Annotated in this window: 13 protein-coding genes; 8 read left to right on the forward strand and 5 right to left on the reverse strand. The window is 74.2% G+C overall.

Translation table 11 applies throughout. The features are described 5' to 3' along the window. The first annotated feature begins 140 nt into the window (after positions 1 to 140). The 3 genes from ADY01_RS20735 (at position 141) to ADY01_RS20745 (ending at position 3519) form a co-directional block, all read left to right on the forward strand. Positions 141 to 1637, forward strand: a complete 1497-nt coding sequence (locus tag ADY01_RS20735; RefSeq protein WP_049575692.1) for a flavin-containing monooxygenase — start codon at positions 141 to 143, stop codon at positions 1635 to 1637. Further along, positions 1630 to 2496: an alpha/beta fold hydrolase gene (locus ADY01_RS20740; protein ID WP_049575695.1), complete on the forward strand. Its 867-nt coding sequence runs from the start codon at positions 1630 to 1632 to the stop codon at positions 2494 to 2496. Before ADY01_RS20735 ends, ADY01_RS20740 begins: the two co-directional genes overlap by 8 nt. Before the next feature lie 93 nt (positions 2497 to 2589). Then, positions 2590 to 3519, forward strand: a complete 930-nt coding sequence (locus tag ADY01_RS20745) for a short-chain dehydrogenase/reductase (protein WP_234320333.1) — start codon at positions 2590 to 2592, stop codon at positions 3517 to 3519. A 16-nt stretch (positions 3520 to 3535) separates the two neighbouring features. Here ADY01_RS20745 and ADY01_RS20750 read toward each other — a convergent pair whose 3' ends face one another. The 5 genes from ADY01_RS20750 to ADY01_RS20765 form a co-directional block, all read right to left on the reverse strand. After that, entirely contained in the window at positions 3536 to 4045 is a 510-nt protein-coding gene (locus ADY01_RS20750) for a pyridoxamine 5'-phosphate oxidase family protein (protein WP_049575698.1), read from the reverse strand. Positions 4046 to 4101: 56 nt separating this feature from the next. Further along, positions 4102 to 5085, reverse strand: a complete 984-nt coding sequence (locus ADY01_RS20755) for a hypothetical protein (RefSeq protein WP_049575701.1) — start codon at positions 5083 to 5085, stop codon at positions 4102 to 4104. A 1-nt stretch (position 5086) separates the two neighbouring features. After that, on the reverse strand, positions 5087 to 5524 hold the full coding sequence (locus ADY01_RS20760; protein ID WP_049575703.1) for a hypothetical protein: 438 nt from the start codon (positions 5522 to 5524) through the stop codon (positions 5087 to 5089). A 126-nt stretch (positions 5525 to 5650) separates the two neighbouring features. Then, a complete protein-coding gene (locus ADY01_RS39225) occupies positions 5651 to 5818 on the reverse strand; it encodes a hypothetical protein (RefSeq protein ID WP_159001320.1) in 168 nt (55 codons plus the stop codon). 98 nt (positions 5819 to 5916) lie between these two features. Then, entirely contained in the window at positions 5917 to 9456 is a 3540-nt protein-coding gene (locus tag ADY01_RS20765) for a S41 family peptidase (protein WP_049575706.1), read from the reverse strand. Between the two features lie 174 nt (positions 9457 to 9630). Between ADY01_RS20765 and ADY01_RS20770 the strand changes: the two genes are divergently transcribed. The 5 genes from ADY01_RS20770 (at position 9631) to ADY01_RS20790 (ending at position 15594) form a co-directional block, all read left to right on the forward strand. Further along, positions 9631 to 11874, forward strand: coding sequence for an MMPL family transporter (locus ADY01_RS20770; RefSeq protein ID WP_049575709.1), 2244 nt, complete (start codon positions 9631 to 9633; stop codon positions 11872 to 11874). A gap of 196 nt (positions 11875 to 12070) precedes the next feature. After that, positions 12071 to 13177, forward strand: a complete 1107-nt coding sequence (locus ADY01_RS20775; protein WP_049575712.1) for an energy-coupling factor ABC transporter permease — start codon at positions 12071 to 12073, stop codon at positions 13175 to 13177. Between the two features lie 4 nt (positions 13178 to 13181). Next, the gene (cbiQ, locus tag ADY01_RS20780; protein WP_078900456.1) at positions 13182 to 13985 is read left to right on the forward strand and encodes a cobalt ECF transporter T component CbiQ; all 804 of its coding nucleotides are present in this window, start codon (positions 13182 to 13184) and stop codon (positions 13983 to 13985) included. Next, a complete protein-coding gene (locus tag ADY01_RS20785; protein WP_049575715.1) occupies positions 13982 to 14737 on the forward strand; it encodes an energy-coupling factor ABC transporter ATP-binding protein in 756 nt (251 codons plus the stop codon). The genes cbiQ and ADY01_RS20785 overlap by 4 nt, the downstream gene beginning before the upstream one ends. A 77-nt stretch (positions 14738 to 14814) precedes the next feature. Next, the gene (locus tag ADY01_RS20790; RefSeq protein ID WP_159001322.1) at positions 14815 to 15594 is read left to right on the forward strand and encodes a hypothetical protein; all 780 of its coding nucleotides are present in this window, start codon (positions 14815 to 14817) and stop codon (positions 15592 to 15594) included. Positions 15595 to 15611: the final 17 nt, after the last annotated feature.

Genomic DNA, 15611 nt, shown 5'->3' on the forward strand with positions numbered 1-15611 from the left:
CCCCTCCCACCCCGCGCCGGGACAGCGCGACTAGGGTTCCCGTCCGTTCTCCTCCCGGCGCCCTACCGATCAGTACGCTTCTGCCCTACCCTCCCCCACGGGCCCGACCACAGGCGGAACGATCATGCGGAGGCGGACGGATGCATGTACGGGTTGCGGTGATCGGCGCGGGGTTCGGCGGCCTCGGCGCGGCGGTGTGCCTGCGCCGCGCGGGCGTCACGGACTTCGTCGTGCTGGAGCGCGCGGGCGCCGTGGGCGGCACCTGGCGCGACAACACCTACCCCGGCTGCGCCTGCGACGTTCCCTCGCACCTCTACTCGTTCTCGTTCGCCCCCCACCCGCGCTGGCCGCGGAACTTCGCGCGGCAGCCGCACATCCTCGCCTATCTGGAGTGGGTCGCCGACACCTACGGCCTGCGCCCGCACATCCGCCTCGACTCCGAGGTGAAGTCGGCGCGCTGGGACGACGACGCGCTGCGCTGGGCCATCGGCACCTCCAGCGGCGACCTCACCGCCGACGTGATCGTCGCGGCCACCGGGCCGCTGTCCGAGCCGGCGCTGCCCGAGGTGCCGGGGCTCGACCACTTCCCCGGGCGGGTCTTCCACTCCGCCCGCTGGGACCACGGCCACCGGCTGCGCGGCCGGCGCGTCGCCGTCGTCGGAACGGGCGCCTCCGCCGTCCAGTTCGTGCCGGAGATCGAGCGCGAGGTCACCGAGCTGACCGTCTTCCAGCGCACCCCGCCCTGGGTCATCCCCCGGGCCGACCGGGCGATCAGCGACGCCGAGCGGTGGATGCACGGCCGGTTCCCCTTCACCCGCGCGCTGCGCCGCCACCTCCTCAGGGGCGTCAGGGAGACGCACGGCGGCGCGTTCACCGGCCACCCCGACCTGATGCGCGCGCTGGAGGGCCTGGCCCGCGTCCACCTGCGCCGTTCCGTGCGCGACCCGGCGCTGCGCCGCGCCCTCACCCCCGACTACCGCATCGGATGCAAGCGGATCCTGCTCTCCAACGACTGGTACCCGGCGCTCCAGAAGCCGCACGTCCGGCTCGTGGCCGCCGGGCTGCGGGAGGTCCGGGGCTCCACGCTGGTGGCGGCCGACGGCCGCGAGGCCGAGGCCGACACGATCGTCTTCGGCACCGGTTTCCGCGTCACCGATGTCCCGATAGCCCACCGTGTCACGAACGGCGCGGGCCTCACGCTGGCCGAGGAGTGGCGCGAGGGAATGGCCGCGCTGCGCGGCACCACGGCCGCGGGCTTCCCCAACTTCCTGACGATCATCGGGCCCAACACCGGCCTGGGGCACACCTCGATGATCCTCATCATCGAGGCCCAACTCCAGTATCTCGCCCACTACATGGAGACACTCGACGCCCTCGGCAAGGGAGCGGGGCCGGGCGGGCGGAGCGGGGAGCCGGGCCGGGCCGCCCTGACCCCGCGCCGGGAGGCCGTCGCCGCCTGGAACGCCCGCCTCCAGCGCCGCCTCGCCCGCTCGGTGTGGAACAGCGGCGGCTGCGACAGCTGGTACCTGGACTCGCGGGGCCGCAACACCACCATCTGGCCCGGGTCCACCGGGGAGTTCGCCCGTTCCACCAGGACCCTCGACCTCTCCGAGTACGAGGTGCTGCGCCATGGCTGACCCCGGACACCGCGTCCTGACCACCGTCTCCACCGGGGGCGCGCGGCTGCACACCGAGATCCACGGCCAGGACGACGCGCCCACCCTCGTCCTCGCGCACGGCTGGGCCTGCAACGTGACCTTCTGGTATCCGCTGATCCGCCTCCTGCGCGCCGACCACCGCGTGGTCGTCTACGACCAGCGCGGCCATGGCCGCACCCCCGCCACCCCGGGAAGCTGCTCATGTGAGGCGCTCGCCGACGACCTGTGCGCCGTGCTCGACGCGACCCTCGCGGCGGGGCGGCGGGCCGTGGTCGCCGGGCACTCGATGGGCGCGATGAGCGTGCTCGCCGCCGCCGCGCGCCCCCGGTTACTCGAACGCGCCGCCGCCGTGCTGCTGTGCAGCACCGGCGCGGACCGGCTGGTCGGCGACTCCGCGGTGCTGCCGCTCCGGTTCCCCGCGCTCCGTCACCGGGGGCACCGGCTGTTCCTGACCACGAGCCTGTCCTACGGCCCGGTCACGCGGCTGGCGAAGAACATCGTCCACTACATCACCATGGGCCAGGACGTCACCGAGGAGCAGCGCACCGCGATCACGCGCATGGTGCACGCCAGCCCGCGGCGGGCGCGCGCCGAGTGGGGCCGGGTGATGGCGGGACTGGACCTCGCCGCCCACATCGACCTGCTGGACCTGCCCGTCGCCCTGGTCCACGGCACGGCGGACCGGCTCACGCCGACGGCGCACGCCCGCCGCATAGCCGCCCGGTTGCCGCGCCCCGCCGGATACCGGGCGCTGCCCGGCGTCGGCCATATGACGCCCTACGAAGCGCCGGACACGGTCGGCGAGATACTGCGCTCCCTGGTCAAGGCGCATGCCTGACCGCCCCGCGCCCGGCCGGGCCCGGCGGAGGGGAGCCGCGTGACCAACGGGACGAGAAGCAGGACGAGAAGCAGGACGAAGAGGGAGGACTCCGTGCAGGCCATCCGCCGCGCCGCCCGCCCCCGCCCGCTCGCCGGCCGGGTCGCCGTCGTCACCGGCGCCGCCCGCGGCATAGGGGCGGGGCTCGCCCGTTCGCTCGCGGCGCGCGGCGCCAGAGTCGCGCTGGTCGGCCTGGAGGCGGAGGAGCTGGAACGGGTCGGCGCCGCGCTGCCGGGCGCCGCGGGCCACTGGCACGCGGACGTCACCGACGCGGAGGCGATGGGCGAGGTGGCGGCCGAGGTCGTGGCCCGTTTCGGCGGGGTGGACGTGGTGGTGGCCAACGCCGGTGTGGCGGCGGGCGGTCCGTTCGCCGAGTCCGACGACGCCACCTGGCGGCGGGTCATCGAGGTCAACGTGGTCGGCTCCGCGGTCACCTGCCGGTCGTTCCTGCCCCATCTCGTCCAGCGCAAGGGGTACTTCCTCCAGATCGCCTCGCTCGCCGCGCTGGCGCCCGCCCCGCTGATGACCGCGTACTGCGCGTCCAAGGCGGGCGCGGAGGCGTTCGCGCACAGCCTGCGCGCCGAGGTCGCGCGCTCCGGCGTGGCGGTCGGCGTCGGCTATCTGAGCTGGACCGACACGGACATGGCCCGCGCCGCCGACGACGACGCGGTGCTGGCACGGGCGCGCGCGGGGCTGCCGTGGCCGCTGAACCGGACCTGCCCGCTGGAGCCCGCCGTGGAACGGCTGGTGGCCGGGATCGAACGGCGCGCGCCGCACGTCTGGGCGCAGCCGTGGCTGCGCGCCTTCGCGCCGGCGCGCGGGCTGCTGCCCGCCTTCGTGGGCGGGCCGCTCGGGCAGCGGCAGTTCCGCCGCCTGGTGCCGCGGCCGGAAGGGGTGGGCCACCGGGGGCTCGTCGGCCCGGGCGGCGCCGCGGCCGAACTCCCCGGGACCCCTCCCGCGGGAGGCGCCCCCACCCGGCCGTGAGGCCGGACGCCCGGGGTCAGAAGCGCCAGCGGGTCTGGCCGTAGGTGTCCTTGCGGAAGCCGAACGCGGTCTCGGGCTCGACCCGGAAGGCGAGGGCGGCCGGGCCGCCCGCGTGGTGCAGGGCGCCGTCGCGGGCGGTGAACGTCCAGTCGGGGCCGTACTTGGTCACATACGCCCCGGCGAGGCGGGTCAGGAGGGCGTCGTCGCTCTCCCGGCGGGCCGTGCCCTCGACCACCACGTCGAGCCCATCGCGCAGGGCGTTCGTCCCGGTCGTCAGGACGGTGCGGGGGTTGGCCGCGAGGTTCCGCGCCTTGCGCTCCTCGGGGCCGGTGGTGAACCACAGCGCCCCCTCCAGCCAGACGGCGAGCAGCGGGGTGACGTGCGGGCGGCCGTCGGGCCGCACCGTGGTGACCCAGAAGATCCCGGCTCCCTCCAGCACCTCGATGGCCTCGGCCCAGCTGGTCGCGGTCGCCTCCGGTTGGCTGTAGCGGGCGTCCAGGTCGGTGGTCGGCTCGGTGACCGGCATGGCTCCTCCAGGGGGTGGGTCCGTACGGCAGGGCAGACCCCGGGGAGCCCCGGAACTCATCGGCCGCCCCCGCCCCCGCCCACGCCCGCATCCCCGTCGTCACCGTCGTCACCGTCGCCGTCCTCGCCGGTGAGCGGGATCAGGTGGCCCTGGCCCTGGACGAGGCAGGTGAGCTGCCAGCCGGTGCGGCGCGTCAGCCGCCAGTCCGTGAACAGCCCGTGCTGCTGGGCGAGTTCGGCCGTGTGCAGGCGCGCCGCGGCCTCGATCAGCAGCGCGTAGGCGTCGGTCGCCGTCCTGGCGCGGCGCCACCCCGTGACCACGGTGACGGCGGCGATCAGCGCGCCGGGCCACCACAGCGCGGCCACCGCGAGATAGAGGGCGCCCCACCCGGCGAGGGTGGCGGAACGGGTCAACGCCTCGCGCGCGGCGACCAGTTCGGCGCGGGTGGTGTCGGGGAGGACCAGCCACAGGTGCGGCCAGACCGTGGCCAGGTCCAGGTCGTACTCGCGGTCGAGGCGGACCGCGGGGGCGTTGAGCCGGTCGGCCATCCAGGTCGGCCGCGCGGGGCGCTCCGGCGCCACCGCCTCGATCCCGGCGCGCGCCTCCGCGAGACCGGGGCCCGGCGGTGGGGGCGCGCCCAGCGCGCGCGCCTCGGCGAGCTCCGCGCGCCGCGCCTCGTACGCCCGCGTGGCCGCCTCCCAGCGCCGGAGCCTGCGGGCGGTCAGCCGCCGGGGCGCGGTGCCGGTGGTCAGCCAGGCGCGCTCGGCCGCCGAGCCCAGCGCCTGGGCGGCGAGCCCCGCGCCCGCCGCGGCGAGCAGCACGGCCAGCAGGAGGAGTACCAGGCCGCCCGTGGTGTCGAGGCGGGGCGCCGCGGCCCACGCGTCGAGCCGGTTCGCGAGGCGGTCCGCGTCGAACGGGTGGGTGTGGCCGAGCGCGTGCGCGGAGGCCAGGACGGCGACGAAGAGCGCGCCCGGCAGCACGAGCAGCGCCATCCAGCGCTCGGCGAGCTGCTTCCCGAGCTCGCTCAGCAGGCCGCCCACGTCAGATGCGCTCCCAGCGCAACTGCCGCCCCGTGGCCTCGCAGACGGGGGTGGCCGTCTCCTCCCCGGGGGGCAGCCAGCTGCGCGAGCAGGCGCCGACGGGACAGAGGAACACGGCCTCCGCCCGGCGGGAGGTGACCGGCAGGTCGCTCCAACCGCCGCTCGCGGGCGTCCGGGGCCCGGGCTCCGAGCCCCGCGGGGTCCCGGTGTCGTAGTGGGGGCTCCTGGCGATCTCGGCCTCGCGGAGGGCGCCCTGGAGCCGGTCCAGCGCGGGGGCGGGGTCGGCGCCGCCGCGCAGCGCCGCCAGCAGGGCGTCGAGCGCGGCGGGGTCGCCGTGGTCGTTCAGCAGCCTCCGGACGTGCGTCAGGCCGGCGCAGACCGTGGCGATGCCCTCCCGAACGCGGCGGGCCTCCGGATCAACGGGTCGCGTGTCGCTCACAGTGCCGACGGTACCGCCCACCGGTGGCGGGCGGGCAGGCCAAGGGGTAACGGCCCGCGCCGAGTTGGCGGCGGGCTCGTGTTGCGACGCGGGGGCGCACCCGGTGGGGGGCGCGCCCCGGCGCGGTCAGTCCTGCTCGCGGCGGTTCCGGGACTCGTCCATGGTGTTCTGCCGGTCCTCGTCGCTCATGTTCTGCTCGTCCTGGCCCTCCTCCTGGTTCTTCTCCTGGCCGCCCATGGCGTCCTTGGCGCGCTGCTGGAGATCCTGGGCCTTATCCTTGAACTGATCTGACATGCCCATGCCTACTCCTCGACGTGTGAGACGGTGGACCGTGACCAGCGTGGCATGGTCCGGCATTCGGCGCATTCCGGGCGCATTCCGGGCGCATCGCCTCAGGCCCCATAGCCCACCGTGCGCGGCGGAAGCGGCGGGCGGCTGCGGTCGGGCAGGTCCCGGTAGCCGGGCGGGGAGCTGGCCGGATGGCGCTCCAGCAGGTCGACGGCCACGCGCACCGCCGTCTCCAGCACCACGGGCCGCCCCTCCGCCCAGTCGAGCGGCGTGCGCAGCGCCTCGATGTCGGGGACCACGCCGTGGTTCTCCACATCCCAGCCGTAGGCGTCGAACCAGGCCGCGTTCATCGGCACCGTGATGCTCGTCCCGTCGCCCAGCTCGTGCGAGCCGGTGATCCCGACCACGCCGCCCCAGGTGCGGCAGCCCACGACCGGGCCGATCCCCAGCAGCCGGAACGCCGCCGTGATCATGTCGCCGTCCGACGAGGTCGCCTCGTCGGCCACCGCCACCACCGGGCCGCGCGGCGCGTTGGACGCGTAGCTGACCGGCTGGGCGTTCCGCGTGAGGTCCCAGCCCAGGATGGTGCGGCTCAGCTTCTCGATGACCAACTCGCTGATGTGGCCACCCGCGTTGCCCCGGACGTCGACGACCAGCGCCTGCCGCGAGAACTCCATCCGCAGGTCGCGGTTGAACTGCGCCCACCCCGAGCCGCCCATGTCCGGGATGTGCACATAGCCGCACCGCCCGCCGCTCAGCTCGCGCACCACTTCCCGGCGCCTGGCCACCCAGTCCTGGTAGCGCAGCGAGCGGTCGTCCACCAGCGGCACCACCGCGATGCGGCGCGGCCTTGCCTCGCCCTCCTCGCCGCCGCCGTCCCCCTCACTCTCACCCTCACTCTCCCCCTCACTCTCGGACCGGCTCTCCGTGAAGGTGAGTTCGACGCTGTTGCCGCCGGTGCCCGCGAGCAGCGGCCAGGGCCCGGCCACGGGATCGACGGGCCGCCCGCCCACGTGCGTCAGCACCGCGCCCTCGCGCACATGGGTGCCCGCCAGCGGCGAACGCGCCCTGGAATCCGAGGAGTCGCCGGGCAGGATGCGCGCCAGCTGCCAGGAACCCTCCTTGTTCCGCACGAAGTTGGCCCCGAGCAGGCCGTGCGCGCGCTGGTACTGCGGGGGCCCCTCGTTGCGCCGCGCGGGAGAGACATACGCGTGCGAGGTGCCCAGCTCGCCCAGCGTCTCCCAGAGCAGATCGGCGAACTCGTCGGGACTGGCGACCCGTTCGACCAGCGGGCGGTACAGGTCGAGCACCCCCGCCCAGTCCACGCCGCACATCTTCGGCTCCCAGAAGAAGTCGCGGACGATCCGCCCCGCCTCGTCGAACGCCTGCCGCCACTCGGCCGCCGGGTCCGCCACATGAACGATTCGGCGCAGATCCACATAGCCGCCCGCGTCGCTGTCCCCGCTCTCCGTGGCGGACACCGCGCGGAACTGGCTGTCCTCGCACACCACCAGGCGCGTTCCGTCGCCGCTCGGCGCGAACCAGTCGACGTGGTCGGTCAGTTCGGTCCGCTTGGCCTTGGCCAGGTCGAAGTGCTCCAGCGTCGGCTTGCCCGAGGTGTCGTCCGGGTTGACGAACGTCTCGCCCAGCGCGCCGGAGATGGGCCAGCGCAGCCACACCAGGCCGCCGCCGCTCACCGGGTGGAGCGCGGAGTACTTCGACGCGGGCACCGGGAACGGGACCACCCTGCTGCCGAGACCCTCCGCCTCCACCCGCACCGTTCCGTCCTCGCCGCCCATGTCGTCCGGGTCGAGGCCCCCGGCGGCGGGCCGTCCCTCCGGGGTGATGGCGAACGGGGACCTGGTCGCCGAGGAGAGCGGCACCAGGTAGGGGCGGCAGCCGAGCGGGAACGACAGGTCGCCGGTGTGCACGTCGTAGACCGGGTCGAAGCCGCGCCAGGACAGGAACGCCAGATACCGGCCGTCGAGGGTGAAGACCGGCTCGTCGTCCTCGAAGCGGCCGTCCGTGACGTCGAGGAGGGTGCGTTCCTCGCCGGCGAGGTGGGCGATCTTGATCTGGCTGAGCGAACGCCCGATGCCCGGGTGTGCCCAGGCCAGCCACGCCGAGTCGGGGGAGAAGGCGAGGTCGCGGACCGGACCGTTGACCGAGCGGATGATCTCCCGCACCTCGCCGAGGCGCGGCGGCTCGGGCGCGGCCTCGGGCTCCGCCGTTTCCCCGGCCCCCTCGCCCACGGCGTCCTCCGCGTTCCGCTCGCCCTCCTCTCCCTTCTCCGTCTCCTCCGCGTCCGTCCCCTCCTCGGCGTCCGTCCCCTCGCCGTCATCGGGGACATCGGGTGCCGGAACGGCGATCACCAGGAGCCGCCCGTCGTGGGTGGCCACCGCGAGGGTCTGCCCGTCCGGCGACGCCGTCATCTCCCACACCCGGCCCAGGGCACCGGCCGCGATGCGGTCCAGGGCCTCGCCCCCGCCGGCCCGTGGCAGGTGGGCGACCTCGATCGCGTCCTCGCCCGTGGCGTCCGTCACATAGGCGATCCGCCCGGTGTCCCCCAGCATCACCGGCTCCCGCACCCGCACGCCCGGCGTGGCCGCCAGGGCGCGCGCGGGCCCGTCGCGGTGGGTGAGCCAGTACAGCGAGCCGCGCACGCACACCGCGCTGGCCCGCCCCGTGGTGTCCACCGACAGGGCGTCCACATGCTCCGAGGTCCGCACCTGGTACGGGCGCCGTCCGGTGCGCGGGCCGCCGAGCCGCACGCCGAGGCGGCGGGGCGTGGAGCCGGGGCCCAGGTCCTCGGCGAGCCACAGGTCGCCGCCGCTCTGGTAGACCACCCGCCGCCCGTCCGTGGAGGCGTGCCGGGCGTACACGGCGTCGTGATCGCTGTGACGCCACAGTTCGGAGCCGTCCGGACGGCAGGAATACAAGTTCCCGACGCCTTCATGGTCGGAGAGGAACGCGATCCGGTCACCGACGAACATCGGGCTGTCGATATGGCCCTTCAGATCGGGCAGCAATCGCTTTCCGTGCAGCCACAGCTTTCCCGCCGCCCCGCCCCGGTACCGTTTCCACGCCGCCGGCTCGTGCGGGGCTTTCCCCGTGAGCAGCAGGGTGCGGCGCTCGCCGCCGCATCCGGAGACCGCGATGTCCGCGACCGGCCCCCACGGAAGCTGCTCGCCCGGCCCGCCGTCCAGGGGAACGTTGTAGGCCCAGGTGAAATGCGAGAACGGCTGATGGTGCGAGCCGACCGCGAGGATCCGGCTCTCCCCCGGCCCGTCGGCGGGGGCCCAGCCGCAGACCCGCGTGTCGTACGAGCTCCAGTGGCTCAGCTGCCGCACGGGACCGCCGTCCACCGGGGCGAGGTGGATCTCGGGGTCCAGCGTCCGCCAGCTGGTGAACGCGATGTGCCGGCCGTCGGGCGAGAACCTCGGTGGGCCGGTCCGGGTACGATCGGCGGTGAGCCGCCAGGCTCGGCCGGGTTCCCGGCCAGGGGCGGGCAAGGGCGCCAGCCAGAGATCATCCTCGGCGACAAAGCACAGCAGTTCACCGTGCAGATGCGGGAATCGCAGATAGCCGTCAAGCTCCCGTGATGTCCTCGGGGTTGCGGCGGATGGGTTGAGTTCGTCGCTCACGGTTCCATGCTTCGGCTCGGGGATTGCCCCGGCAAGTCACCAAGAGGCCGAGATGGTGATCTGAGTCACTTTCCCTACCCGGGGCTCACCCTGCCCCGCGGATGTCGCGTCTCGTGCCATGAGCCGACTTCTCATCTGATGACCACATGACACCCGGACAGGAGAACCTGCCCCGTGGCTACGTTTCTGTACAAGCTCGGCCGCCTCTGCTTCAGGCGGCGCTGGTGGGCCGTGCTGCTCTGGGTGGCGCTGCTCTTCGGTATAGGGGCCGGCGCCGCCTCGTCCAGCGGGGCCGTCCCCGACGACTTCGCGCTGCCCGGCACCGAGTCCCAGGAAGCCCTCGACCTGATGGAAGAGGAGTTCCCCGAGGCCAACGCGGACTCCGTGGAGACCACCGTCGTCTTCCAGGCTCCCGACGGCGCCGACATCACCGCGGCCGAGTACCGGTCGGCGGTCCAGCAGGTGCTGGCCGAGCTGGAGGCGGGCGACGAGGTCCTCGGCGTCACCGACCCGTTCGCCGAGGGTTCCGGCGCCGTGAGCGGCTCCACGGCCTACACCACGGTGGACTACGACATCGCGTTCGGCGAGGTCACCACCGAGATGCACGAGCAGCTCATGAGCACGCTGGAGAGCGGACGGGAGCTGGGCCTCACCGTCGAGGCCAGCGGCGACGTCGCCTTCGGCGAGCCCGAGATGGGCGGCGGCGAGGTCATAGGCATCGCGGTGGCCGCCGTGGTGCTGCTCATCACGTTCGGCTCGCTGGTCGCCGCCGGTCTTCCGCTGATCACCGCGCTGATCGGCGTCATGATCGGCATGCTCGGCATCACCGCGCTGTCCACCGCCCTCGGCCTGTCCGAGACCACCGGCATCCTGGCCATGATGATCGGCCTCGCGGTCGGCATCGACTACGCCCTGTTCATCGTCTCGCGGTACCGCGCCGAGCTGATCGAGGGCCACAGCCACGAGGAGGCCGCCGGGCGCGCCACGGGCACCGCGGGCTCCGCGGTGGTCTTCGCCGGCCTGACCGTGATCATCGCGCTCGCGGGCCTCGCCGTCGTCAACGTCCCGATCCTGACCAAGATGGGCTTCGCCGCCGCCGCGAACGTGGCCGTGGCCGTGCTGGTCGCCCTCACCCTGGTGCCCGCCGTCCTGGGCCTCGTGGGCAAGCGAATATTCGGCCGCCGCCTGCGCAAGCAGAACCCGCAGACCGGCGTCCCCGCCTCCCTCTACAAGAACGGCAAGGAGAACGGCGGCACCCGCTGGGCCCGCGCGATCCTGCGCCGCCCGGCCCTGGTGCTCGTGGTCTCCGTCCTCGGCCTCGGCGTCCTCGCGGTGCCGGTCGCCAGCATGGAGATGGGCCTGCCGGACAACGGCACCCAGCCCGAGGACTCCACGCTGCGCAAGGCGTACGACATGCTCAGCGAGGGCTTCGGCCCCGGGTTCAACGGCCCGCTGATGATGACGGTCGACGGCGGCGACGGCGTGGACCTCGACGCGGCCACCGAGGCCCTGACCAACGAGCTGAGCCAGAACGACGCCATCGCCGCCACCGCCCCCGCCCAGCCCAACGCGGACGGGACCATGGCCACGGTCCTGGCGTTCCCGACGACGGGTCCCTCGGACCACGCCACCACGGAGCTGGTCCACGAGCTCCGCGACGAGCTCGCGCCCCAGCTGGAGGCCCAGACCGGCGCCGCCGTGCTGGTCACCGGCGCCGCCGCCGCCAATATCGACTTCTCCGATGTGATGACCGACGCGCTGGTGCCCTACCTCACCCTGGTGGTCGGCCTCGCGTTCATCCTGCTGGTGCTCGTCTTCCGCTCGATCCTGGTGCCGCTGAAGGCCGCGCTCGGCTTCCTGCTCTCCGTGCTCGCCGCGCTGGGCGCAGTGGTCGCGGTCTTCCAGTGGGGCTGGGCGGCCAACCTCATCGGGGTCGAGGAGACCGGGCCGATCATGAGCATGATGCCGATCTTCATGGTCGGCGTGATCTTCGGTCTCGCCATGGACTACGAGGTGTTCCTGGTGACGCGGATGCGGGAGGCCCACGTCCACGGCGAGGACTCGCACCAGTCCGTGGTCTCCGGCTTCAAGCTGAACGCCCGCGTGGTCTCGGCCGCCGCGGTCATCATGATCAGCGTCTTCGCGGGCTTCGCCGTCACCAGCGCCGAGGCCATGATCAAGATGATGGGCTTCGGGCTGGCGACGGCCGTGCTCCTCGACGCGTTCGTGGTCAGGATGGTCATCGTGCCCGCGCTGATGGGCCTCGTCGGTGAACGGGCCTGGTGGCTGCCGCGGTGGCTCGACCGCATCCTGCCGAACGTGGACGTCGAGGGCGAGTCCCTGGAGCGGTACCTCAAGGCCAACGGCAAGGGCCGGGATGCCATCGAGCAGGAGCGCGAGCCCCAGCCCGTCGGCTGACCCCCCGCCACGACCGGCGCGAGCCCGGCACCAGGACCCCGAACGGGGCCCGGGTGCCGGGCTTCTCGCTGCCCGCCGGGCGGCCCGCCTCCGGTTGTTCATCTGATATGCAGGCGCTCTTGCAAGAGGTTCGCAACAGGGCTTTATTATCAAACGGCACCGAATCGAACGCCGTTCCGGAGATCGGAGACCGGCCATGCACGTTCCCGACGGATTCCTCAACGCCCCCGTGTCGGTGGCCACCGGCGCCGTGGCCGTCGCCGCGGTCGCCGTCTCGCTGCGCGGCGCGCGCCGGGAGCTGGACGAGCGCACCGCGCCGCTCGCCGGTCTGGTCGCCGCGTTCGTCTTCGCCGTCCAGATGCTCAACTTCCCGGTGGGCGCGGGCACCAGCGGCCACCTCATGGGCGGGGCCCTGGCCGCGATCCTGGTCGGCCCCTGCACCGCCGTCCTCTGCATCGCCGTGGTGCTGCTGATGCAGGGCCTGCTCTTCGCGGACGGCGGGCTGACCGCGCTCGGCACCAACATCACGCTGATCGGCCTGGTCACCGTCGTCGTCGGCTACGGCGTCTTCAAGGCCGCGCTGCGCGTGCTGCCGCGCAATCCCGGCGCGGTCGGCGCCGCCTCGTTCGCCGGGGCGCTGATCTCCGTCCCGGTCGCCGCAGTCGTCTTCGCCGGCCTCTACGCGGTCGGCGGCACCGCCGACGTCTCGCTGGGCCGCGTCCTCGCCGCCATGGCCGGGGTCCATGTCCTCATCGGCATCGGCGAGGCCCTCATCACCGCCGCGACCGTCGGCGCGGTCCTCGCCGTCAGGCCCGACCTGGTGCGCGGAGCGGCGCACATGGCGCGGCCCGCGCTGATCCTGCGCAACGGGTCCCCCTCCGCGCCGGAGCGCGAGCGCGCGCCGGAGCCGGAGTCCGCGTCGGCGCCCGCGCCCGTCGCGGCGAACGCGCCGGGCCGCCCGACGCGCCCGCTGTGGCTGGGCGGCCTCGCCGTCACCGTGATCCTGGCCGCGTTCGTCAGCTTCTACGCCTCCGCCGACCCCGACGGCCTGGAGCGGGTGGCCACCGACGAGGGGATCATCGAGGAGGCGGAGCAGCACGGCCTCGCCGACTCCCCGCTGGCCGACTACGGCGTGGAGAGCGTCGACGACGCGCGCCTGTCCACCGCGCTGGCGGGCGCCGCCGGCGTCGCGGTCACCCTGGCCGTCGGCTCGGGCGTCTTCGTCGCCGTCCGCCGCGCCCGCACGCCCTCGCGCGCCGAGCCGGGGCCCGAGGCCGCGCGCCGCGAGCCCGAGAACGCCTGACCCCGTGGCCCCCTCGTCCCCCGGACACGGACATGGCCACGGGCACGGGCGGGGCAGCGGCACCGGGCGCCTGTACCGGCCCGGTCGCACCCCGGTCCACCTGCTCCCGGCGCACTGCAAGCTGATCGCCGTCCTCGCCTTCGTCCTCCTCGTCGTCGCCACGCCCCGCGAGGCGGTCTGGGCGTTCGGCGTCTACGCGGCGCTGATCGCCGCGGTCGCGGGCGTGGCGCGGCTGCCCGCGCCGTTCGTGCTGCGCCGCATGGCGATCGAGGCGCCGTTCGTCGCCTTCGCGTTCCTCCTGCCGTTCATCGCCGAGGGCGACCGCGTCGTCTGGCTCGGCCTCTCCCTGAGCGAGTCCGGTCTGTGGGGCGCGTGGAACGTGCTCGCCAAGGGCACCCTCGGCGTCGCCGCCTCCGTCGTGCTGGCCGCGACCACCGAGCTGCGCCAGCTCCTCCTCGGGCTCCGGCGCCTCGGCCTGCCGCCGCTCCTGGTCCAGATCGCGGCGTTCATGCTCCGCTACGGCGACGTCATCACCGACGAGCTGCGCCGGATGCGGATCGCCCGCGAGTCCCGCGGCTTCGCCGCCCGCGGCATCCGGCACTGGGGCGTGCTGGCCAGGACCGCGGGGGCGCTGTTCATCCGCTGCTACGAACGCGGCGAGCGCGTGCACCTGGCCATGCTCAGCCGCGGCTACACCGGCACGATGCCCGTCACCGAGCGGCTCACCGCCACCCGCGCGCAGTGGGCGCACGCCGTCGCCCTCCCGGCGGCGGCGCTCGCCGTGTGTGTGCTGGGATGGAGCCTATGACCGCACCGCCGCCGCCCTCGCTGGACGTCACCGGCCTCGCCTACGCCTACCCGGACGGCCACCAGGCCCTGTTCGGCGTCGACCTGACCGTCGAGCGTGGCGAGCGCGTGGCGCTGCTCGGGCCGAACGGCGCGGGCAAGACGACCCTCGTCCTGCACCTCAACGGCATCCTCACCGCCGGGGCGGGCGCGGTGCGGGTGGGCGGCCTCGCGGTCGGCAAGGCGACGATGGCCGAGATACGCCGCCGCGTCGGGGTGGTCTTCCAGGACCCCGACGACCAGCTGTTCATGCCGACGGTCCGCGACGACGTGGCGTTCGGCCCGGCCAACGCGGGGCTGCGCGGCGCCGAGCTCGACACCGCGGTGACGGGCGCGCTGGAACGGGTCGGCATGGCCGCCTTCGCCGACCGGCCGCCGCACCACCTCTCGTTCGGCCAGCGGCGCCGCGTCGCGGTGGCCACCGTGCTGGCGATGAACCCAGAGATCCTGGTCCTCGACGAGCCCTCGGCCAACCTCGACCCCGCCGCCCGGCGCGAACTCGCCGACGTGCTGCGCTCGTTGGACGTCACCGTGCTGATGGTGACGCACGACCTCCCCTACGCCCTCGAACTGTGCCCGCGGGCGGTGATCCTCAGCGAGGGCGTCATCGCCGCCGACGCCCCCACCCCCGAACTCCTCCGTGACGGCGCGCTGCTGAGCCGCCATCGGCTGGAGCTGCCGTTCGGCTTCGATCCGTCGGCCGTTCGTCGCTGATCTGTCCCGTGCTGCGCCTTTGGGCTAAAATGCGACGTCTCGCGTCACGTAGTCATATCGATAAATCGGGAGGCGACATGCGACGCGGAACAGCGACGGCCCTGATGACCCTCGCCGCGGTGACCGCTCTGTCCGGCACGGCGGGCTCGCCCGCCCTCGCCGGTGAGCCGGGGGCGGACCGGGAGGAGGGGTGTGCGCCCGAGATCACCGTGACCACCGAGGCGGGGGCGGGCGAGGTGCTCGCGCTCGTCGACCGGCTCGCGGCCGACGGCGCGACCCGGGCCGAGATCGACGCCGCCCTGGCCGACCGCGCCTGCATGACGCGCGCCGGATCCGCCGCCCTCCCGCCCGCGGACGGCCTCACCGTCGCGCCCCCCGACGTCTATGTGATCGCCGAGGTCGACGGCCGCGACCGCTGGGTGGCCATCAACGCCTGGCGGTGGGACGCCGTCCCGGCCGCCCCGATGACGGGCGACCAGGCCGTGGTCACCTGGTTCGACGTGCCGACGACCCCGATCGTCAAGGTCGTCCACCACGGCGGCACCACGTCCCAGTACCCCAGCGTCAGCCGCGAGGACGCCGCGGAGCTCTCCCCCTACGGCGTCGGCTTCCTGCTGCCCCCGCAGAAGTCCGGCACCGACATGAACGTGGCGACCGGCCGCTCCGCGCTCGTCTTCGAGGGCACGGGCCCCTGCACCGACCTCACCGCCCGCGGCGCCTTCGCCCACACCTGGGGCGCGACCGCCGTGACCGGCATCGACATCCACGCCGCGGGCACCACCCTGACCTGGTCCTCCACCGCCGGCCGGGCCCTGACCCTCAGCGAGCCGACGACCGTCCAGGACGTGTGCGCCTGAACCGGCGCCCGCGCCCC

Origin of the sequence: Streptomyces sp. SBT349 (assembly GCF_001083795.1) — a bacterium.
Lineage (GTDB): Bacteria > Actinomycetota > Actinomycetes > Streptomycetales > Streptomycetaceae > Streptomyces.